The following is a 20,703-nucleotide window of genomic DNA, read 5'->3' as shown; positions in this document are numbered from 1 at the left end:
TATTTATTGTTTTACAATCTTATAAATAGATGTATTAGAGGAGCTAGAGGTTTTTAGGATATATATACCTGTATTCAAATGGCTAACATCAATTTCTTTATCATTATTGGAAGCTAATAGTTTTCCTTTAAGATCATAAAGATCAAATGTTACCTCGGGATTCTCATTTTTAAGAAATATCTTATCCGAAACAGGATTAGGGTAGAAAGTAAAATCGTTTTCATCAAACTCTCCCACACTAAGAGATTGATCTTTTTCTATAATGGTAAAATCTGCGAAGTATACCGTTTCATCTCTCAAGGGTAATGAAGATTCAATGCTTCGATATATTCCCCATTTAGGACGTAAAAATACGCCAGTTCCTTCTCTCAACATATCAATATCCAAATCTTCATAGTTCAACAGTTCTGTACCGGATGTTACATCCTTTAATGTTAATTTTATGAATCCGGGTATTTCATCAGACGGTATCGTTGTACTGTCTTCGTTTACATATACCTCACAAGTAGCTTCTACCCAATTGCCTAAAAATGGAGCGAGTTCAATTTCTCTCACCGTTACGTACTCCGGTCCCGATGGTGGATTATCGCCTTGGCTATATCTCACTCTTAACTTTCGGAGCGGGGAAGAACTTGACCTATAAGGAGAAATCGTGAGTACGGGATTAGAGTCATCACTACCTCCCTTTGCTTTGATCTGAAAAATATGAGTAAATCTGTTGGTCGGAAGAAAATCAGCATCTAGCTTAAACTTCCAGTTATAAACAACTAATTCTCCTTTGACTGCTTTCAATTTATTAGGAGACGGATCATATGTTTTAATTTCATTTCGCTGTCTATCAATATTGATACGACATCTATCGGTATCGACATCTGTATGGATATCAAATTGAAATACATTTTTGTTCAGATCGGTATCAAATACTTCTGTAATATGATCGATTCTCGGGTTGTGATCACAATCCGGAACTTCATATGGTGTGCCACTGTAAGCATCTTCAATAAGTTGATAGGTATCACCAGGACCATCAGCCTCTAAAAGAGTAACTACATCTTGAGCATAACTATTTGTTGATAAAATTAAAAGTAAGCTTAGCAAAAAGATTCTTAGGGGTGCATTATCAATCATAATTATAAATTTTGAAATACGTTCCTTCAAAACTATTAAAACTTACTCTTGTGCTAGTTCGGTTTAAGGGTGTCAATTGTTCAAATTACAGAAAAAACTCTCAAAAAGTACTGTATTAATATATTTCTGATTTAAAAACCATTAGATAATCAAACTTTTAAGAAAAATACAGATTTGTACGTTAATTTCGTAAAAAACTAACAATCAGATTGTTGTACTTTTTTGTACTACTTTCTGTATGATCCTTTTTCATAAATTCATTTGTAATTGTCGTAAAAGCTTCAAATTTGAGATAGTTGAATATTTTTCTCTTTTTCATATGAATAACAAAGTAGTAGTACTAACCGGCGGAGGTGGAGTTTTGGGTAAAACAATGGCACTAGCCTTAGCTAAAAAAGGGGCAAAACTTGCCATTTTGGATTTAAGAAAAGATGCTGCAGAAAAGGTGGCAGAAGAAATTAATCAACAGGGAGGAATTGCAATCGGAGTTAGCGCAAACGTTCTTAAAAAAGAATCTTTATTAAAAGCACGAACCGAAATTAACTCCGAACTGGGAAGCTGTGATATATTAATCAATGGTGCTGGAGGTAATCATCCTAAAGGAACTACATCCAATACTCATTTGTTGTTAGAAGATCTTGAAAATAAAGATAACGACTTTAAAACCTTCTTCGATTTAGATTCAGACGGAATTCAGTTTGTTTTTAATCTTAATTTTATAGGCACCTTATTACCTACGCAGGTTTTTGCTCAGGATATGGTCGGAAAAGAAGGGTGTTGTATTCTTAATATCTCATCCATGAATGCTTTTACACCTTTAACTAAAATCCCAGCCTATAGTGGTGCAAAAGCAGCTATATCCAACTTTACACAGTGGCTTGCTGTTCATTTTGCTAAAGTAGGTATTAGAGTGAACGCATTAGCGCCCGGGTTTTTTCTAACAGATCAAAACAGATCTCTCTTAACGGATTCCGAAGGAAATCCAACACAACGAGGCAAAACAATCATAGAACACACTCCAATGGGTAGATACGGTGAGCCCGAAGATCTTATCGGAACGACAGAATGGTTATGCGGAGAAGGTTCCAAATTCGTAACTGGTATCGTAGTACCAATTGATGGAGGTTTTAGTGCATTTAGTGGTGTTTAATTAATAAAATATGAATTTAGAACAAACATGGCGATGGTACGGACCCAACGATCCGGTCTCATTATCAGATATAAAACAAGCTGGAGCAAAGGGTATTGTGTCAGCATTACACCATATTCCTAATGGAGAAGTTTGGACCATAGAGGAAATATTAAAAAGAAAGAATGTTATAGAAGCTTCCGGGCTTAGATGGTCCGTTGTAGAAAGTGTACCCATACACGAGAATATCAAAACCAAGTCTGGTAATTATCAAGCGTATACTGAAAATTACAAAACCACTATCCAAAACTTAAGTGCTTGTAAAATCAATATCATCTGCTATAATTTCATGCCTGTTCTAGACTGGACCAGAACTAATTTGGAATATGAAGTCTCTGACGGATCTACAGCCTTGCGTTTTGATGCTACAGAATTTTCTGTTTTTGATTTGTTGCTACTAAAAAGACCAGATGCAGAAAAAGAATATACGGATACTCAAATAAAAGCAGCAAAAACTTTAGAAAAACAAATGTCTGAAAACCAAAAGAAACTGTTGGTGAATAATATTATCGCAGGTTTGCCTGGTGCAGAAGAAGGTTATTCTTTAAAAGACTTTAATGCAATTTTAGACACTTATAAAGATATTGGACCTCAACAATTAAAAGAGAATTTATATTCATTTTTAAGAGAGGTTATTCCTGTTGCAGAAGAATCGGGAGTGCGCATGTGTATCCATCCCGATGATCCTCCTTATCCAATTCTAGGTTTGCCTAGAGTCGTTAGTACAGAACAGGATATTCTCGATTTATATAAGGCTGTAGATTCTCCTAATAATGGCCTTACTTTTTGCACAGGGTCTTTTGGATTACGAGCAGATAATGATTTGCCTGCAATGGTAAAGCGGCTTGGAAATCGCATACATTTCATCCATCTAAGAAGTACGACAAGAGACGAGAATGGCAACTTTTATGAAGCCAATCATCTAGAAGGTGATGTGGATATGTATGAAGTGATGAAAGCTTTAATCAACGAACAAAACAAAAGACAAAAAACTGGCCGTTCTGACTTAAATATTCCTATGCGACCGGATCATGGTCACAAAATGTTAGATGATCAACATAAGAAAACAAATCCCGGTTACTCCGGAATTGGAAGACTAAGAGGTTTAGCCGAGCTAAGAGGTCTCGAGCTGGGAATTAGAAAATCACTACAATAAAAAATTAAAATATATAATTATGGCTACTGCTTACGAATCCAGATATGCTTCCCATCCAAAAGCCGTCAAAGCGATGGATACAACAGAACTAAGAGATGAATTTTTAATAGAAAACCTTATGCAACCGGGACAAATCAATCTGACGTATTCTCATTACGACAGGTACATTGCGGGATCTGCAGTACCAAAAGATACTTTAAAGCTAGAGCCGATTGATCCTCTAAAAGCAGAGTACTTTTTAGAACGAAGAGAGCTTGGAATCATTAACGTTGGTGGAAAAGGAGAAGTTGTCGTAGACGGAACTTCTTATGATCTGGAATATAAAGAAGCCTTATACGTAGGAAAAGGAAATAAAGATATTTTATTTAAAAGCCAGAGCCCATCTGATCCGGCAAAATTTTATATCAACTCCGCTCCGGCGCACCATAGTTATCCAACAGTTAAAGTAACCAAAGAAAAAGCTAACAAAATAGAGTTAGGTTCTTTAGAAACGTCTAATCACAGAACAGTATTACAATTGATTGTTGGTGGCATCGTAGATACTTGCCAGTTACAAATGGGAATGACAGAATTGAAAAAGGGAAGTGTTTGGAACACAATGCCTGCTCATTCTCACGACAGAAGAATGGAGGTATATTTCTATTTTGAGGTACCAAAAGATCAGTCTGTTTGTCACTTTATGGGGCAAACTCACGAAACCAGACATATTTGGATGCAAAACGAGCAAGCGGTCATTTCTCCACCTTGGTCTATTCATGCTGGCTCAGGAACTTCTAATTATACCTTTATCTGGGGAATGGCAGGAGAGAATTTGGATTATGGAGATATGGACAAATGCGAAATAACTGCTCTTAAATAAATAAACCTATGTCATTAGCTCTATTTAATTTAAAAGGTAAAAATGCATTAATAACAGGTGCAACGCACGGTTTAGGAATGGCTATGGCAAAAGGATTGGGACTTGCTGGAGCTACCATCATTGTAAATGGTAATTCTTCTCAAGAAAAAATCGATCTCGCTTTAGAAACTTATAACAATTTAGGAATACACGCTAAAGGTTATAAATTCGACGTGACCAATGAAAACGAAGTAATACAAGCTGTACAGCAAATTGAAAATGAAATTGGAACCATCGATATCTTAATCAATAATGCCGGAATCATAAAACGTGTTCCTCTAGAAGAAATGGAAGTAGCCGATTTCAAACAAGTGATTGATGTCGATCTGGTGAGCCCTTTTATAGTTTCCAAACATGTGGTAAAAGGAATGATTGATCGAAAATCTGGAAAGATTATCAACATTTGTTCTATGATGAGTGAGCTGGGCCGCAATACCGTTGGAGCGTACGCCGCCGCCAAAGGTGGATTAAAAATGCTTACTCAGAATATGGCAACTGAATGGGCAAAACACAATATACAAGTCAATGGTATTGGTCCTGGATATTTTGCAACAGAACAAACAGCTCCCATCAGAGTGGATGGACATCCATTTAATGAGTTTATCATCAATCGCACACCCGCTGCAAAGTGGGGAGATCCCAATGACTTGGCTGGCACAGCTATCTTTTTAGCGTCAAAAGCAAGTGATTTTGTAAACGGTCATATTCTTTATGTTGATGGTGGTATCCTAGCTACCATTGGTAAACCTGCAAATGAAAAGTAATGAAACATTTATTTATTATTATCTCCGTATTAATCCTGATTGTTTCAAGCTGTAAAAAAGCCGAAAAGCATACTATCGAACCAAAGTATGTTAGTTTTAAGAATACTTTAGACAATAAAAGAATCGATGAAAGTGTTGTGCTATCCAGAGATAAAATACTATCAATATTAGATAGTATTCCCGAGAATAGCATTCCTGCATTCAAAGATTCTACAGGAAAAACAATCCCATTTCAATTAGATGATTTAGAAAAAGATGGTATTTGGGATGAACTTAGCTTAGCTCTTGACTTTACACCAAATCAAACAATCGATTTAGAATTAACTACTATCACTAAAGAAAGTATTCCTTCCTTCACTCCAAGAACAAATATTAGATTCGGAATCGGAACCAACAAAACCAATGTAAAAGAAGTTTTAGAGCAAAAACGTACAGGAGATCCAAGAGCAAATGATAGTATTTTTTATCAAATGGAAGGTCCTGCGTGGGAGAACGATAAAGTTGGATTTAGATTTTATTTTGATCCTCGCAATGGTATAGACATTTTTGGAAAAACTACTTCAGAACTAGTTCTAGACAGGGTTGGTCTGGGAGATGGAAATTATCACGAATTAGATGATTGGGGTATGGATATTCTCAAAGTTGGAAACTCCCTGGGTGCCGGATCTTTAGCCATAAAACATAATGATTCTCTTATCCGAATCACCGGAAAAGATCAAGCAGAATTTAAAGTCATTACCGAAGGACCGATACGATCCATTTTTGAAATGATCTATAAAAACTCGAAAATTGGAGAACAAAACGTTGATATAACTCATAGGGTAACGATATGGAAAGGGCAATGGGGATACCAAAGTAAAGTCTTTTTTAAAGGCATAACAGATCAAATGAAATTGGTGAGTGGTATCGTAAACCTAAAACCCAATGAATCTCATTCAAAAGCACTGAAAAACTATTATTGCCTAGACTCCTTTGGTCAGCAATCAGAGAATAATGATTCACTAGGGATGGCAATTGTTGTTCCAACAAAAGAATTTATAACTCACGATGAAGCTCCAAAGGAAAAAGCAGATATCGTACAAACGTATTACACAGTTATGAATGCTTCAAATAAAGAACCAACCACCTTTTATTTCCTTTCCGGTTGGGAGCAATCTGATCAACAGTTTAAAACGTATAACGGGTTTGAAAAAATGATTGCCGACAAGATTAAAAGACTATCAAATCCAATATTGATACAGTAAAATGAAGAAAAGAGTTGTCACTTTAGGCGAAGTATTAATGCGTCTTACCACAGCATCTAATGAGCGTTTCGAGCAATCGGATAGCTATGCTGTACATTTCGGTGGAGCAGAAGCTAATGTTGCAATCTCTTTAGCAAAATGGAATGTTTCTACTGCTAATATTACGGCATTTCCAGATCATACCATAGGAAAGGCAGCGTTTAATTATTTACGAAAGTATGGCGTAAATACAGATTATATAAAGTTCAGTGATGGTAGAATGGGGCTATATTTTCTCGAAAACGGAGTGATGCAAAGATCTTCGAAGATTATTTATGATCGTTTTGACTCAGCATTCTCGAAATTAGATCCTACAGCATTTAATTGGGATGAAATTCTGGAAAACGCAGATTGGTTTCATTGGACCGGAATTACTCCCGCTATCTCAGCTTCAGCTTCTCAGATATGTCTGGATGCGTTAACCGCCGCTCAAAAATTAGGAATTACCGTAAGCGGTGATATTAACTATAGAAGAAATCTCTGGCAGTACGGAAAATCTCCTTTAGAAATTATGCCAGATCTTATTAGCAAAAGTAACGTAATCGTAGGAGGATTGACGGATTTCGAAAACTGTTTGGATATTAGAGCCAATAGCTACGAGGAAGGATGTCGAAAAGTACAACAGAAATTCCCTACCGCACACACTTTTTCCACCACGCAAAGAAAAATTATTTCTGCGTCTCATAACAAATTATCCGCAGTACTCTATAAAAATGAATCCCTACACGTATCCAAATCGTACGATATGGAAAATATTGTAGATCGCATTGGTGGTGGAGATGCTTTTATGGCTGGATTAATTTATGGAATACTACATAAAGGTGATCAAGGTGCCTTAGAATTTGCAGTAGCTTCCTCTGTTTTGAAACATGGAATTCCCGGAGATGCAAATTTAGTTTCTTTAGAAGAAGTAGAACAGTTACTAAAAGGAAATGATATAGGACGATTATTACGATAAATGAAATATACAAATCAATATATCATAAATGCGATGGAATCTACGGGATTGATACCTGTTTTTAACCATCAAGATATTAGCATAGCAAAGGAAGTATTAGACGCTTCCTATAAGGCAGGTGTTAGAGTATTTGAATTCACCGATAGAGATGAAAAAGCATTAGCTGTATTTACTGAATTACACAAATATGCATCTAAATACGATGATTTGACTCTTGGAATCGGTACAATTTTTACTAAAACGCAAGCCATGCAATTTCTGGATGCTGGCGCAGATTTCATCGTTTCTCCAGCTTTGATTCCTGAAATAGCTGATTTCTGCAACGAAAAAAAAATCGTATGGATACCTGGATGTGCTACCATTACAGAAGTATATACCGCTCATCAACTAGGTGCGCAACTTATCAAAGCATTTCCTGGTAATGTTCTTGGACCGGATTTTATCAAAGCAATTAAAACAGTATTACCACAGTTAAAAATAATGCCAACAGGTGGCGTAAAACCCAGTTTGGAAAATCTGAAACTTTGGTTTGATGCAGGCGTGAGTTGTGTTGGAATAGGATCACAGCTTTTTAACAAAGATGATGTGAAAAATGGAAAGTTTTATAAGCTAACTGATGACATCAAAGAAGCACTACAACATGTTCAAAAAATAAAAACAAATAATCCATGAGGCTCAAAAAACTAATATTATTATTGACAGGATTATTTTTAATAGGGTCTTGTGCTACAAAAAAGGAAACCAAAATACTTAGACTCGCACATACGTTGGACACCAAACACCCAGTGCATAAAGCAATGGTAATTTTGGGTAAAAAACTAGAAAAAAAATCTAATGGCACTCTAAAAGTAAAATTATATCCAAGTGGTCAATTAGGTGCTGAACGCGAATGCCTGGAATTACTACAAATAGGAAGCCTAGATATTACCAAGGTTTCAGCTGCAGTATTAGAAAATTTTATTACAGAGTACAAAGTTTTCAGTATTCCTTATTTATTCAGAGACAGGCAGCACGCATTTCAGGTGTTTGATGGCACTATTGGAGATGAGATGCTTACTAAGGGCGATAAGTATCGATTAAGAGGTCTCACCTTTTATGATGCGGGAAGTCGAAGTTTTTATACTAAAGAAAAACCTATTAAAACTCCGGAAGACTTGAATGGCCTCAAAATAAGAGTCCAAAAAAGTAATATGGCAGTAGCGATGGTAAACTCTCTAGGAGGTTCTCCTACTCCAATCTCTTGGGGAGAACTGTATACTGCATTACAGCAAGGTGTTGTAGATGGTGCAGAGAATAATCTTCCTAGTTTTTATACCTCTAAGCATTATGAAATCTGTAAGTATTTCAGCTTGGATCAGCACACTTCTGTACCGGATGTTCTACTAATTGGTTTGGATACCTGGGAAAGATTATCCAAACAAGAACAAATCTGGCTAAAAGAGGCTGCCAGAGAATCTACTATTGAGCAACGTAGATTATGGGCAGATTCTGAAAAAGAGTCTCTGGATGCAATAACAGCATCTGGAGTTGAAATTATAACACCGGATAAAGTTTTATTTGAAAAACAAACAGAAAGCATCCAAACGATGTTTCAGGAGCAGCCTGAAATGTTAGCACTCATTAAGAACATTAAAAACACGAATCAATGAGGAAGGCAATCGATACATTTTTAGAAAAAGCACTGATATTCATATTCTCTTTGATGTTATTAAGTGTGATATGGCAAGTATTTTCAAGGTTTTTATTAAAATCGCCCAGTACTATTACTGACGAAATTTCGAGCTTTTCTTTAATCTGGTTAGGACTTTTAGGAGCAGCGTATGCAACCGGTAAACGCTTACATCTTGCTATAGACCTCATACCCTCTCATATCGTGGCAAACAGACAAAAACTTTATGATGGTATTGTTCACGGATCCATATTAATTTTTGGTTTTTTAGTTATGGTGATTGGTGGTGCAAGATTGTGCTGGCTAACTTTTGTGTTTCAGCAAAAATCTGCTACACTGGAGATTCCTTTAGGTTTCATTTATTTGGTGATTCCTATTAGTGGTTTATTGATCTGCTACTATTCTTTAGAAACTTTACTTCGAAAAAAGAGATTTTAAAAATATACTTTATGAACTATACTGAAGTTTTAATCCTCACTCTCAGCTTTCTGGTATTACTTTCCATCCGTGTTCCTGTTGCTTATGCAATCGGACTTTCAGGATTGTTTACCTTAATGGTGGCTATGCCTTTTTTACCCTCGGTAACTACATTGGCTCAACGAATGGCTACTTCTTTAGATAGTTTTACGCTTTCAGCGATTCCCTTTTTTATTCTGGCGGGTCAGATTATGAACAGAGGAGGGATCGCGGTGCGGCTTATCAATTTCGCCAAAGCCATTGTCGGACCTTTACCGGGTGGTCTAGCTTTTGTAAATATATTTGCTTGTATGCTTTTTGGTGCTATATCTGGTTCTGCAGTTGCTGCGGCCTCAGCGATTGGAGGATTTATGAATCCGATGATGGAAAAAGAAGGGTACGACAAGTCTTTTAGTGCTGCGGTTAATATCACAAGTTCTACCACAGGATTATTGATTCCGCCAAGCAACGTTTTAATTATCTATTCTCTAGCCAGTGGTGGTGTTTCTATTGCCGCTTTGTTTGTCGCAGGGTATATGCCAGGTATCCTCATCGGACTCGCTTTAATGTTAGTCGCTGGGATTTACTCTGTTATTAAAAAGTATCCTACAGAAAAATTGGTCAGCTTCAAAGTGTTTTTCAAAAGGTTTTTAGATGCATTACCTAGCTTACTTTTGCTAGTGGTAGTTATTGGAGGTATCGTAGCAGGGATTTTCACCGCTACAGAAGCTTCTGCGATTGCTGTGATTTACACTTTTGTTTTGGCAATGGTATACAAAGAAATATCATTAAAAAGTATTAGCCCTATTCTTATTGAAACGGTAAAAACCTCATCAATTGTATTATTACTGATCGCTACCTCTATCGCCATGTCTTGGGTAATGTCTTATGAAAATATTCCGCAAGAAATTAGCAATGCCTTACTTTCTGTTAGCGAAAATCCAATAGTAATCTTGATTCTTATCAATCTGATTTTACTATTCGTTGGTGTTTTCATGGATATGACTCCGGCGATACTGATCTTTACTCCTATATTTTTACCGATAGTTACGGATTTAGGTATGAATCCTATTCATTTTGGTATTGTGATGATTTTAAATCTTTGTATTGGATTATGCACTCCTCCGGTAGGTTCTGTGCTTTTTGTGGGATGTAGTGTAGCTGAATTAAGTATTCAAAAAGTGATCCGACCTTTAATGCCTTTGTTTTTAATTATGATTCTGGTGTTGGTTTTAATTACCTATATCCCGGAACTTAGTTTATGGTTGCCAAGGATGTTTGATTTATAATAATGATTAACTAAGCCACAAAAAAGGCTTCCGAAATAGTATTCCGAAAACCTTGATGATATTTTTTTAATTAAAACTTTTAGATTAAATATTAGTTATCGTAATCGACGGTATAAAATCTAACCTTGGCCGTACCATCCTTTTGACCCGATCCACTAGTATTATTCAAAATATAAATTCCGGACTTAAAATGAGCTGTAGAAGAATCTTCGAGTGTTGGATCATTGTATAAGGTATAAAAGTTACCACTACTATTTTTTGTCTGTACTTTTATCCTATTGTTTCCTGATTGAATTTTAAATTCATAAGCCGTATTCATATTGAACTTTAAACGACTTCCGCTGCTATTAGTTAGAAAACCATCACTATTTAATCTGTCTGCGCCTCTTTTTACGGCATCTCCTCTCATTTTTAAGTAGAATTGGTTACTAGAGGTACTTATACGTTGTGCATACAATAACATTAGGTCATCACTACCTGTATGAATTTGGGCAAAACCTAATTGCCCGGAATCTGAAAACTGAGTAATACGAAGTTTCAATTTCAAAGTTCTGGTATTATTACCATTGGTATTCCATTCAGTGTTTTGGCGCAACTCTGTTCGAGGTCCTCTTGTTCCGCAGGAAGTAGTCGGACCTTTTCCGGGAGTAACAAATTCTACACTGTACTGATCATATACATCAAAATAAGTGCTATGACTATATCCGTTTTGCAAGCTGGAATTAGAAACATTAAGCACTCCATAATTATAGGTTTTTCCGCTACATGATTTAGGATTTTTTTCAATCGGGAGTTGGATTTTCCAATCAGAATCGGATAATTCCAACTTATCATATGGACTGTCTGCTGCTTTAGAGATGGATTCGGTGTGTGTTTCTGTATCTTCTGCAATGATTTGTAGATCATCATTTACACAAGAAATCATTAAGATCGTTGACAGAACTAAAATAAAAGGCTTTTTAGTTCGATTACAAATAATTTGGTAAGAACGTTTCATAAGTTATGATTTATGTTATTGTTCTTAAGTTATTATTAAATAATCAAAATTAATATACTGAAAATGAATGACGTACAATTAAAACCCCTTATTTGTATGATATCGGTAATATTAGAAATGTTTTTATAGCAAATAGGTTTATGTTTAACAACCTCAAGAAAATTTTGTCTTGAGGTTGTTTTATGTATTGTGCTCTAATTGGTTTTAACAATTTTAAAAACTTTGGGACTTATACGTCTGTTTTCCTTATTGATTACTTTAACCATATAAATTCCATTAGACAATCTGCTAAAATCAATTTCATTTTCATTATCATTCAATAATTTACTAATTCTAACAGCACCCAGAAGATCATATATTTTAATCATCTTACCAGAAATATTATTTCCTGATACAAATAGAGAATTTCGAACTGGATTAGGGTAAATGGATACAGCATCCTGCTCTTCAATATCATCAATAGACAAGGTGCTTTCTGCTACGGTAATCATCATAGTTCGAGTGGTAACAGCACCAAGATTATCAGTAGCTTCGGCCTTTAATTCATAAGTTCCAACTGCAAGGTTTAATAATGCTGCATCATTTTGACCCGGGTTTGCTGCACCCCATTCGTATGGAGCAGCATTTTCTTGTCTTACCATCACATTATCAACGTAGAGTTTCACATTTGCCACATTTCCATCACTATCGGATGCATCCACAACAACTCCTAAATCATCTCCTTCTTCATATTCTGTATTGCCAGGAACCTGAAAACTAACATCTGGAGGAATATTATTACTACCACCGATAGGATCCAAATCATTGGTTGTGCAGGGCAAAGCTTGAGGCTGAAAGCTTCCATTATTGTCCCAATCAAAGAAAACATTAGTTCTACTATCTCCACCTCTGTTTCTCAACATTAAGTAAACATCACCATTTCCTGCAATGAAATATGCGTTGTCTGTTGCATTTTCCACCGCCGTTATAGAGTTTAGCCGGGTTGCTCCGTTAACTCTAAAATTTCCAAGTTTACCAAAGTCCTTAAAGCGAGTCAATGTCAAATCCCCAACTTCTCCTCTATTCCATATAAGATGGATACTTTTATTCTCTGGAGCCTTCCCAAAATGAAAAGTATACAAAAAGTCCTGGTTTACAATCAATGGGAATTTATAGGTACCCGAAGCGTTGTTTCCTGACTCATAAAAACAGGCATCCTCAGTTCCCGGTTTTGATCGAACCACTGATATGGGAGTTTGCGTATTGTTGATTCGATGCAACCATAATCCCGCAAAGAAATAATCCGATCGTGCTGCATTTCTCCAGGAAGGGTGTCTATACTCATGTCCATCTCTTAGAAATGCAATATCCCGAATTATAGTCGTATTAGCTTTACCAGTTAGCCCTCCGTCATAATCCTTAAAAAACTGCCCCACCTTTCTCGCTCTTGTGTCGTCATTATTGGGTAACGGAAAAAACCTAAATGGGAATGGCTCCGAGAAACCTTTGGTAGTACCCGTAAAACTAGGATTAAAGTTTTCTGTAGCTCCTCCTCCTGTAATCTGTTTTATCATTTCTGAATTTGAACGATCCCATCCTTCAAAATGGCAATCTATGTGCCTACCTGGTCCGTCATAAAATCTAAAAAATTCACGTACTCCACTGAAAACCCCAAGATCCGTATGTGCATTAAAAAGACTATTCTCGATCGTAAGATCTCCTGCCAGCATCGTAATTGTTTTATTATCACTAAAAACACAGTCATTAAAAACCGTGTATTCATTAGTCCCTCCAACACCCAAGCCGCAGTATATGGCTTGGTCATTTCCATAAAACATTCCTTTACTGATATTTTGTGGGGCGCCTACATCCCAACCAAAATTCTTTTTTATCGAGTGATCAGGATTTAAACGGTCGAACACATCCCAACCATTCATACAAGTATGTGCCACAAAACCTTCAAAACTTCCTAATGGTTCTTTGCTGGGATTTAAACCCTGATAATATGGCAGATCTCCTGAGGCAAACAATGGAGCTTCTGGAAACGCAAACCAAAAACCTGTTCCCTCTGTTCCTGCTGCCACATTATTTTCAAAATAATTGTTTGGATTCGTGATCCAATAGGAGGCTGGTGTCCTATTTTGAGGAGCATTATCCGAATTATCAGAAGGTGTTAATTCTTCACCGGGTTTTGGTCGTCTGGTTACAAATACCACATTATTTTTAATGGTATTAAAACGTTCTGCGCCGTCCTCTAAAAAGATCCCATGCCCAATATGGTCATAGGCAAATACTCCATCCACCGTTACATAATCAGTACCGTGGATAGTTACTGCACGATTAAAAGACTTATGGACACTACTGTTTCTTAGATAGCTACCTTGAGCCTTATCTTCATTTAAGTGCCAGTGGAATGGGTATCTTCCTAAAATTGCTTTCTGACCCATTTTAAATAACTCTATATTTTCTGCGTGAGCGGTAGAGTTTTTCATTAACATAATATGTCCTCCAAAACCGTCAGCCTCATTAGTACCACTCATATCACCCTGAATTTTGATATAGTGCGATAATAAACCTACTTCTCCCTCAATATTTGCTATCCAGGTTTTCCCATCTCGAGGTCTTGTATAGGATTTTGATCCCCCAATATGTTTGAACTGTAAAGGAGAAGCTAATGTAAGAATTCTCCCATTATCACTTATGGCAGTAATTTCTACTTCATCCACATCGTTCCAGGCTTTTCCACTGTTGGTAGCCAAACCTGTTGCTGTCAATGCAATTTTATCTCCTATTTCCCAATCTACGGCTTCTTTAAGGGAGATTTGACTAGCCCCTGCGTTAGCAGTAGCAGAAAGGTTTGTCCAACTCATTCGTTTCTTACCGTGCAGTTCTAATCGACCTCCGCCCATCACCATAATAGCTTTGTGAGATGCGGGGGCATTATTAATTTTATTTCCGGTAAGTGTGATTTGACATCGTATGCCTTCAGGTCCTTTATCGGCGTGATAAGGTTGGCTCTCGGTTCCGATTTCCATAAATCCACCATTGCCTACCACGATACTCTCGGTTTCCAGATCAATCCAAGCACCCTGAGGTTGATCATTCACTGCGCTCAGTTTTCCATTTACCGTGATACTTTTTGCCCTACAAGTGCCTACCATAATTAGATCAATTCCTTGTGGAATTATAACATCGTCATTTGCCGTTGGTAAATTGCCATTAGGCCACGTTGATGTTTCAGACCATAAACCCGATTGAATCGGCTGGATGGTTGCCAAACTGGTCGGCGGAATACAATCGTAGGAAGCAGTGATTTTTGGTGATGGATTAACTTCTGTAGCAAAAAGTTTACTTCCTGAAGATAAAAGTAATACGATTAAAAAAAGACTTATCAAATATCTATGATCTTTGATGACTCTATTATTACTATTGCTTACTCGTTTTTTCATAATTATAGGTTTGGGGTTAAAAGTTTTTGTATGAATACTTGCTTTTCGATATTTGAAATTTTAAGAAATACACTTAAGTGCATTCAAATTGTACTTAAAGAACCAAATCTGAGTTTATCAAAGACACCTTTGATTTATACAAAATTCTTTGATAAACCCAGCTTAGCTATTTGTACTACTTTTACGGCAGTTTTTTATGTTCTTATTAATTAGACTTTACTATTTTATAAATCATTGGATCTACTCGTCGGTTTTCGTGATCAATAATTCTAACCATGTAGACTCCTTTAGACAACGCACTAAAATCAACTTCGTTATTGTCTTCGTCTAAAAGCATATTTATCTTTTCTGCTCCAAGAAGGTCGTATACCTTGATCACTTTTTTATAATTAGCATTAGAAATATATAATACATTTCTTACCGGATTTGGATATAAAACCGGAGTTTCAAACTCCTTATTAGGATCTTTGGTTCCTAGATGATTTACAATCAATTTAGCAGCACCGGTTGTTTGATTTTCTTTAGAACCAAATGCAAAGTCATTTCCTCCGGTCATTTCCAGAATAAGGCTCAGTCTATTGCCAGATGCCTTAGCTACATCTAAAGGTATTCGTACTTTGGAACCTATGGCAAACACTCCTATTACAGAACCTATAGCCTGTGCTTTTCCGGCAGGTCTGTTTTGGATAGAGAGATTAGTCTCGGTCCAACCATTATGTGTTCCTTCCTTAACAATTACTTCTCCGTTTCCGGCATCTCCAAATACTTCAAACTCTAAAGTAGCGTCTTTTATCTCGCCATTGATATTAGATATATCGAACATTAAATATGCAGTACGTCTTCCACTTTCTAATCTTACCATCGCATTGTTGTATCTCGTATTGTTATCTAAATATGCATCGTGGATAGCAGAAAGTGTTGTTGTACTTTCAACAAGCGCAGGTTTAGTTACCTCAACCCTATCTACATTGAATAAATAGCCGCCTCCACCTGTATAGGCCAATCTTAATGTTTGGTTTCCTGCAGATAAAGAAACTGTACCAGTGTATTGTTGGTAAGAATGCCAGTTATTGTTTCCGGCAATTTGTATAGAACCTTTTAATGCATTATTTGTATAAATCTCAACTGTTCCACCAGCAGTATTACTGGAAGCAAACACAGTCACTTCATAGGAACCTGAATCTGCAACATCAATCTCATATTCTGAATAATTCCCATTCTGAATAAAACCAAGGTTTTCTCCTCCTCCGGGTGTGTTTTCCGTACGAACCGTTCCTGATATTGCAGTATAATCTTCTGCTTCAAAATTACCCGGAATAGCAATACTGTTTCCGACACTCTGAATATTCAAAGTAAATGTTTTAGAAGCCGTACATCCATTAGCATCTGTATTGGTAACCGTATAGACACCTGCCTGATTTACTTGTAGGTTGGATAACAACAATCCTCTATCATTGTGAGTAAAATTATTAGGACCTGTCCAGAACCATCCGTTAGTAGTTGGTCCGAATTCCTGAGATTGAGGCCCAAACCAAACTGTATCTCCTTCATTTACATTAGCTACATCTACAGATTGCCATCCTGCATTGTTGATGTTTGTATATGGCACCACATTACAGCTCAGATCACGCACATTAATAGTCATCGTCTCTGTGGTACTTGTTCCATTAGGAGATGTAGCAACTGCTTTTAAGGTATAGGTTCCCGGTGATAGGTTCAACAGTGCAGCATCTTCTTGATTTACGTTTTCGGTACCCCACTCATACGGGGCTCCTCCTTCTTGTCTTACAAAAGTATCATTGATATATAATCTAATGTTTGCAACGCTTCCACTGATTACCCCCACTTCTACACCCAAATCATCACCTGCTTCGAGCTGTGTGTTTGTGGGACTGGTAAAAGCAATTTTTGGTGTATTATCACAAGGAACATCTGATGCATTAGGACCGTGAATATAATCAATGAATGTATGCTTATTTGCATTAGGATCTGGAGGAAAATCGAGACGAATTTGTGTAATCGTTTTACCCATCCACGTATTAAGATTGCTCATATCGAATACCATCTCTTCAAAAACATTGGTAGCAGCTGGCGTTACAGTCACTGACCTGCTTGCCGAGAAACCAGGTTGATCTGTAGTTGTCCAGAATAACTGAAATGCTCCAGCAGCTTCAGACCTTGCTCTTATTCTTAATTGAGGTACTTGGCTACCTTGAAATTTCAAGCTATTTCTTACGATATAAGGATCATTAGAATTATCTGCTCTGATTAACCAATATTCCTCACTACTTGTGTTTGCTGCCGCAGTGTTGAAACGTTGAAAGTTTTCTGAGCTTCGGTTGAAACCAAAATTTAAATCAGATGCGTTGTTAGGATTTCCACAAGTTTCGGTTTCAACAATATCCGGTCTCCCGTCACCATCATTGTCTGCAGCGGTTTCTCCTTCGAGATCATTGCTGGTACAAGGAAGTGCCGAAGGTTGAAAGCTTCCATTATTGTCCCAATTGAAGAATATATTTACCCTGTCATCACCGCCAATAGCTCTGAATTTTACATATACATCTCCGTTACCGGCAATAAAATATGCGTTATCTGTCGCATTTTCTACGGCTGCTACAGAGTTTACTCTTGGCAGGTTAAAATTATGTCCTCTTGCTCTGAAATTACCCAGTTTACCTAGACCTTTGAAGCGTGCATATCCCATATCTCCCGCATCTCCTCGATTCCAGATTAGATGTATGCTTTTGTTAGAAGGAGCTCTATCCATATAATATGTATACATAAAGCCTTCGTTTACAATCATTGGAAACTTATAGGTTCCGGATGAGCTGCTTCCGGATTCATAAAAACAAACGTCCTCGGTTCCGGGCTTAGAACGAACTATAGATAAACGAACCCCGCTAGAGTTAATCCCGGCAAACCACAATCCTGCAAAATAATAATCTGAACGAGCTGCATTTCTCCATGAAGAATGCCTGTACTCGTGACCATCTGTCAAAAACGGAATATCTCTGATTATTGTGGTATGTGCTTTACCGGTCAATCCTCCATCATAGTCCTTAAAGAACTGCCCTATTTTTCTTGCACGTGTAGCATCTGTATTAGGTAAAGGAAAAAATCTAAACGGAAAAGGTTCAGAAAAACCTTTGGTTGTTCCACGGAATGTAGGATTAAAATTCTCTGTTGCACCACCACCAGTAATTTGTTTGATCATTTCCGAATTAGAACGGTTCCATCCTTCAAAATGACAATTTATGTGTCTACCTGGCCCGTCATAAAACCTAAAAAATTCGCGTACTCCATTAAAAACGCCTAGATCCGAGTCTGTGTTAAAAACACTATTCTCGATCGTAAGATCTCCCGCTAACATAGTCACTGTTTTATTATCACTAAATACACAGTCGTAGAATACAGTGTTCTCATTTTTTCCTCCTACTCCTAAACCACAATACAATGCCTGGTCATTTCCGTAAAACAAACCTCCTTTAATGAGTTGTCTACCATTAACATCCCAACCCCAATTTGCTTTAATAGAATGATCCGGGTTCAAACGGTCAAAAACATCCCATCCTGTCATACATGTATGCGCTACAAAACCTTCAAATCTCCCTAATGGTTCACGATGAGGATTGATACCTTGATAATAAGGTATATCGCCTGATACAAATAAAGGTGATTCTGGAAAAGCGAACCAAAAACCAGTTCCTTCAGTCCCTGCTGCTACATTATTTTCGAAATAATTATTTGGATTTGTGATCCAATAAGAGGCCGGTGTTCTATTTTGTGGAGCATTAAACTGATTATCAGAAGGTGTTAATTCTTCTCCTGCTCTTGGTCGTCTTGTTACGGCCATTACGTTATTCTTTATCGAATTAAAACGTTCACCACCATCTTCCAGAAATATACCGTGGCCAATATGATCATATGCAAAAACACCATCCACAGTAATATAATCAGTTCCATGAATGGTTACTGCACGATTAAAAGATTTATGAATACTTGTATTTCTTAAATAACTTCCTTGGGCTTTATCCTCATTTAAGTGCCAATGAAAAGGGTAACGCCCTTGAATAGATTTTTGTCCCATTTTGAACAATTCAATATTTTCTACGTGTGCGGTAGAATTTTTCATCATCATCATATGACCACCATAACCACGGTTGTTGTCATTTTCATCTCCCTGAATTTTAATATAGTGAGATAATAAACCTACTTCTCCTTGTATATTAGCAGTCCAGGTCTTTCCGTCACGAGCTCTTGTAAAGGATTTAGAACCTCCGATATGGGTGTATTGCAAAGGGCTTGTCAAAGTAATAGTTCTTCTATCTCCACTAATAGACTGAATTTCTACTTGGTCAACTTGTTCCCATTGTTTTCCATTATTAGTCGCTAATCCGGTTGCGGTCAATGCTATAAAATCACCCACTTCCCAATTCACTGCTTCTTTTAATGTAATTTGTCTACTTCCTGCATTGGCGGTCTGGGATAGATTTGTCCAGCTCATCTTTTTCTTTCCGTGCATTTCGAGACGGCCACCGCCCATTACCATAATTCCTTTTCGAGAAGAAGGAGCATTGGCAATTTTGCTTCCCGTAAGTGTGATTTGGCATCTTACGCCACCAGGTCCTTTGTCAGCAACATAAGGCTGATTTTCTGTGCCGATTTCCATCAGTCCTCCATTGGTGACTACAATGCTTCTTGCCCTCAGCTCGATCCAAGCGCCTTCCGGCTGCCAATTAACAGCACTAAGTTTTCCTTCTACACGAATATCACGTGCTCGACACGTACCGAGCATGATAAGATCGATACCTTGAGGAATGATCACATCATCATTTGCCGTAGGTAATGTACCATTTGGCCAAAGGGATGGACTATTCCATTGGCCTGATCTTGTGGGTCTTATAGTAGCTAAACTTGTAGGAGGAACACAATCATAAGATGATGTTACAATAGGTTTTGTTTTCTTTCTGTCTAATGCAAAGAGATCATTAGCAGAAAATAAGAGAAATACAGTTAAAACCAGAGTGACTAAATACTTAAGTCGTTCCCGATAATTTGACTTGTTGAGTTTTGTTAGTTTTTTCATAATTGAGTTCGATTTGGTTTGAATACTAGGTTTGTAAAAGAGTATAATCTCCATAGCTGTCTTAAAGACTGTTTATATCTTGAGATTATACCATACTGGAAAGCTTTGCAGCCTATTTTAGTCCTTTTTTAAAATCATATTTTAATATTTAAATTCAGCATAAAACATCTTTATGACGATGAAAATCGCCAAAAAGCGCAAACACAATAGTTGCTTTTTAAACATTAAAGACTAAGGGAAGAAATATTTTTAATGTAGTAAACGAATATGATCATTTACCTTTTTTGCACAACATTTTTAAAACAAATACTATCATATGTTATATCATAAAGCTATACATATATCCCAATATTATTTGTTTAGTACATTGTAAAAATTCATATTAAAGAAATGTCTGGATCT

General features: G+C 36.8%; 14 protein-coding genes. 10 read left to right on the top strand and 4 right to left on the bottom strand.

All coding sequences use genetic code 11. The annotated features are described in order from the left end of the window. Positions 1 to 3: 3 nt before the first annotated feature. Positions 4 to 1,128, bottom strand: coding sequence for a T9SS type A sorting domain-containing protein (locus tag ACFSR1_RS14635; protein ID WP_378293728.1), 1,125 nt, complete (start codon positions 1,126 to 1,128; stop codon positions 4 to 6). Between the two features lie 319 nt (positions 1,129 to 1,447). Here ACFSR1_RS14635 and ACFSR1_RS14630 point away from each other — a divergent pair, with 319 nt between their 5' ends. The 10 genes from ACFSR1_RS14630 to ACFSR1_RS14585 are packed head-to-tail and all read left to right on the top strand — an operon-like array spanning position 1,448 to position 10,790. Beyond that, on the top strand, positions 1,448 to 2,278 hold the full coding sequence (locus ACFSR1_RS14630) for an SDR family oxidoreductase (RefSeq protein WP_378293726.1): 831 nt from the start codon (positions 1,448 to 1,450) through the stop codon (positions 2,276 to 2,278). 10 nt (positions 2,279 to 2,288) lie between these two features. Further along, positions 2,289 to 3,473 (top strand): mannonate dehydratase, encoded by a 1,185-nt coding sequence (uxuA, locus tag ACFSR1_RS14625; RefSeq protein WP_378293724.1) that lies wholly within the window; start codon positions 2,289 to 2,291, stop codon positions 3,471 to 3,473. A gap of 19 nt (positions 3,474 to 3,492) precedes the next feature. Beyond that, positions 3,493 to 4,332, top strand: a complete 840-nt coding sequence (gene kduI, locus ACFSR1_RS14620) for a 5-dehydro-4-deoxy-D-glucuronate isomerase (RefSeq protein WP_378293722.1) — start codon at positions 3,493 to 3,495, stop codon at positions 4,330 to 4,332. An 8-nt stretch (positions 4,333 to 4,340) separates the two neighbouring features. Then, positions 4,341 to 5,135, top strand: coding sequence for a gluconate 5-dehydrogenase (locus ACFSR1_RS14615; RefSeq protein WP_378293721.1), 795 nt, complete (start codon positions 4,341 to 4,343; stop codon positions 5,133 to 5,135). After that, positions 5,135 to 6,379 carry a DUF4861 domain-containing protein gene (locus ACFSR1_RS14610; RefSeq protein WP_378293719.1) on the top strand — a complete coding sequence of 415 codons (1,245 nt, stop codon included), beginning with the start codon at positions 5,135 to 5,137 and terminating at the stop codon, positions 6,377 to 6,379. Before ACFSR1_RS14615 ends, ACFSR1_RS14610 begins: the two co-directional genes overlap by 1 nt. Before the next feature lies 1 nt (position 6,380). Then, positions 6,381 to 7,376, top strand: a complete 996-nt coding sequence (locus ACFSR1_RS14605; protein WP_378293718.1) for a PfkB family carbohydrate kinase — start codon at positions 6,381 to 6,383, stop codon at positions 7,374 to 7,376. Beyond that, on the top strand, positions 7,377 to 8,048 hold the full coding sequence (gene eda, locus ACFSR1_RS14600) for a bifunctional 4-hydroxy-2-oxoglutarate aldolase/2-dehydro-3-deoxy-phosphogluconate aldolase (RefSeq protein ID WP_378293716.1): 672 nt from the start codon (positions 7,377 to 7,379) through the stop codon (positions 8,046 to 8,048). After that, positions 8,045 to 9,025 carry a TRAP transporter substrate-binding protein gene (locus ACFSR1_RS14595; RefSeq protein WP_378293714.1) on the top strand — a complete coding sequence of 327 codons (981 nt, stop codon included), beginning with the start codon at positions 8,045 to 8,047 and terminating at the stop codon, positions 9,023 to 9,025. Before eda ends, ACFSR1_RS14595 begins: the two co-directional genes overlap by 4 nt. Next, entirely contained in the window at positions 9,022 to 9,483 is a 462-nt protein-coding gene (locus ACFSR1_RS14590; protein WP_378293713.1) for a TRAP transporter small permease, read from the top strand. Before ACFSR1_RS14595 ends, ACFSR1_RS14590 begins: the two co-directional genes overlap by 4 nt. Positions 9,484 to 9,494: 11 nt before the next feature. After that, positions 9,495 to 10,790: a TRAP transporter large permease gene (locus ACFSR1_RS14585; protein WP_378293711.1), complete on the top strand. Its 1,296-nt coding sequence runs from the start codon at positions 9,495 to 9,497 to the stop codon at positions 10,788 to 10,790. Positions 10,791 to 10,881: 91 nt separating this feature from the next. Here the strand turns inward: ACFSR1_RS14585 and ACFSR1_RS14580 are convergent, their stop codons facing one another. The 3 genes from ACFSR1_RS14580 to ACFSR1_RS14570 form a co-directional block, all read right to left on the bottom strand. Beyond that, complete coding sequence (locus ACFSR1_RS14580; protein ID WP_378293709.1) at positions 10,882 to 11,787, bottom strand: polysaccharide lyase family 7 protein; 906 nt, start codon at positions 11,785 to 11,787, stop codon at positions 10,882 to 10,884. 194 nt (positions 11,788 to 11,981) lie between these two features. After that, on the bottom strand, positions 11,982 to 15,215 hold the full coding sequence (locus ACFSR1_RS14575; protein WP_378293707.1) for a G8 domain-containing protein: 3,234 nt from the start codon (positions 15,213 to 15,215) through the stop codon (positions 11,982 to 11,984). Positions 15,216 to 15,420: 205 nt separating this feature from the next. Further along, entirely contained in the window at positions 15,421 to 20,301 is a 4,881-nt protein-coding gene (locus ACFSR1_RS14570) for a carbohydrate-binding protein (RefSeq protein ID WP_378293705.1), read from the bottom strand. Positions 20,302 to 20,703: the final 402 nt, after the last annotated feature.

The sequence above is a fragment of the Aquimarina rubra genome, from assembly GCF_042684305.1.
In the GTDB taxonomy this organism is placed as follows: domain Bacteria; phylum Bacteroidota; class Bacteroidia; order Flavobacteriales; family Flavobacteriaceae; genus Aquimarina; species Aquimarina rubra.
This window is presented reverse-complemented; position numbering and strand designations above follow the sequence as displayed.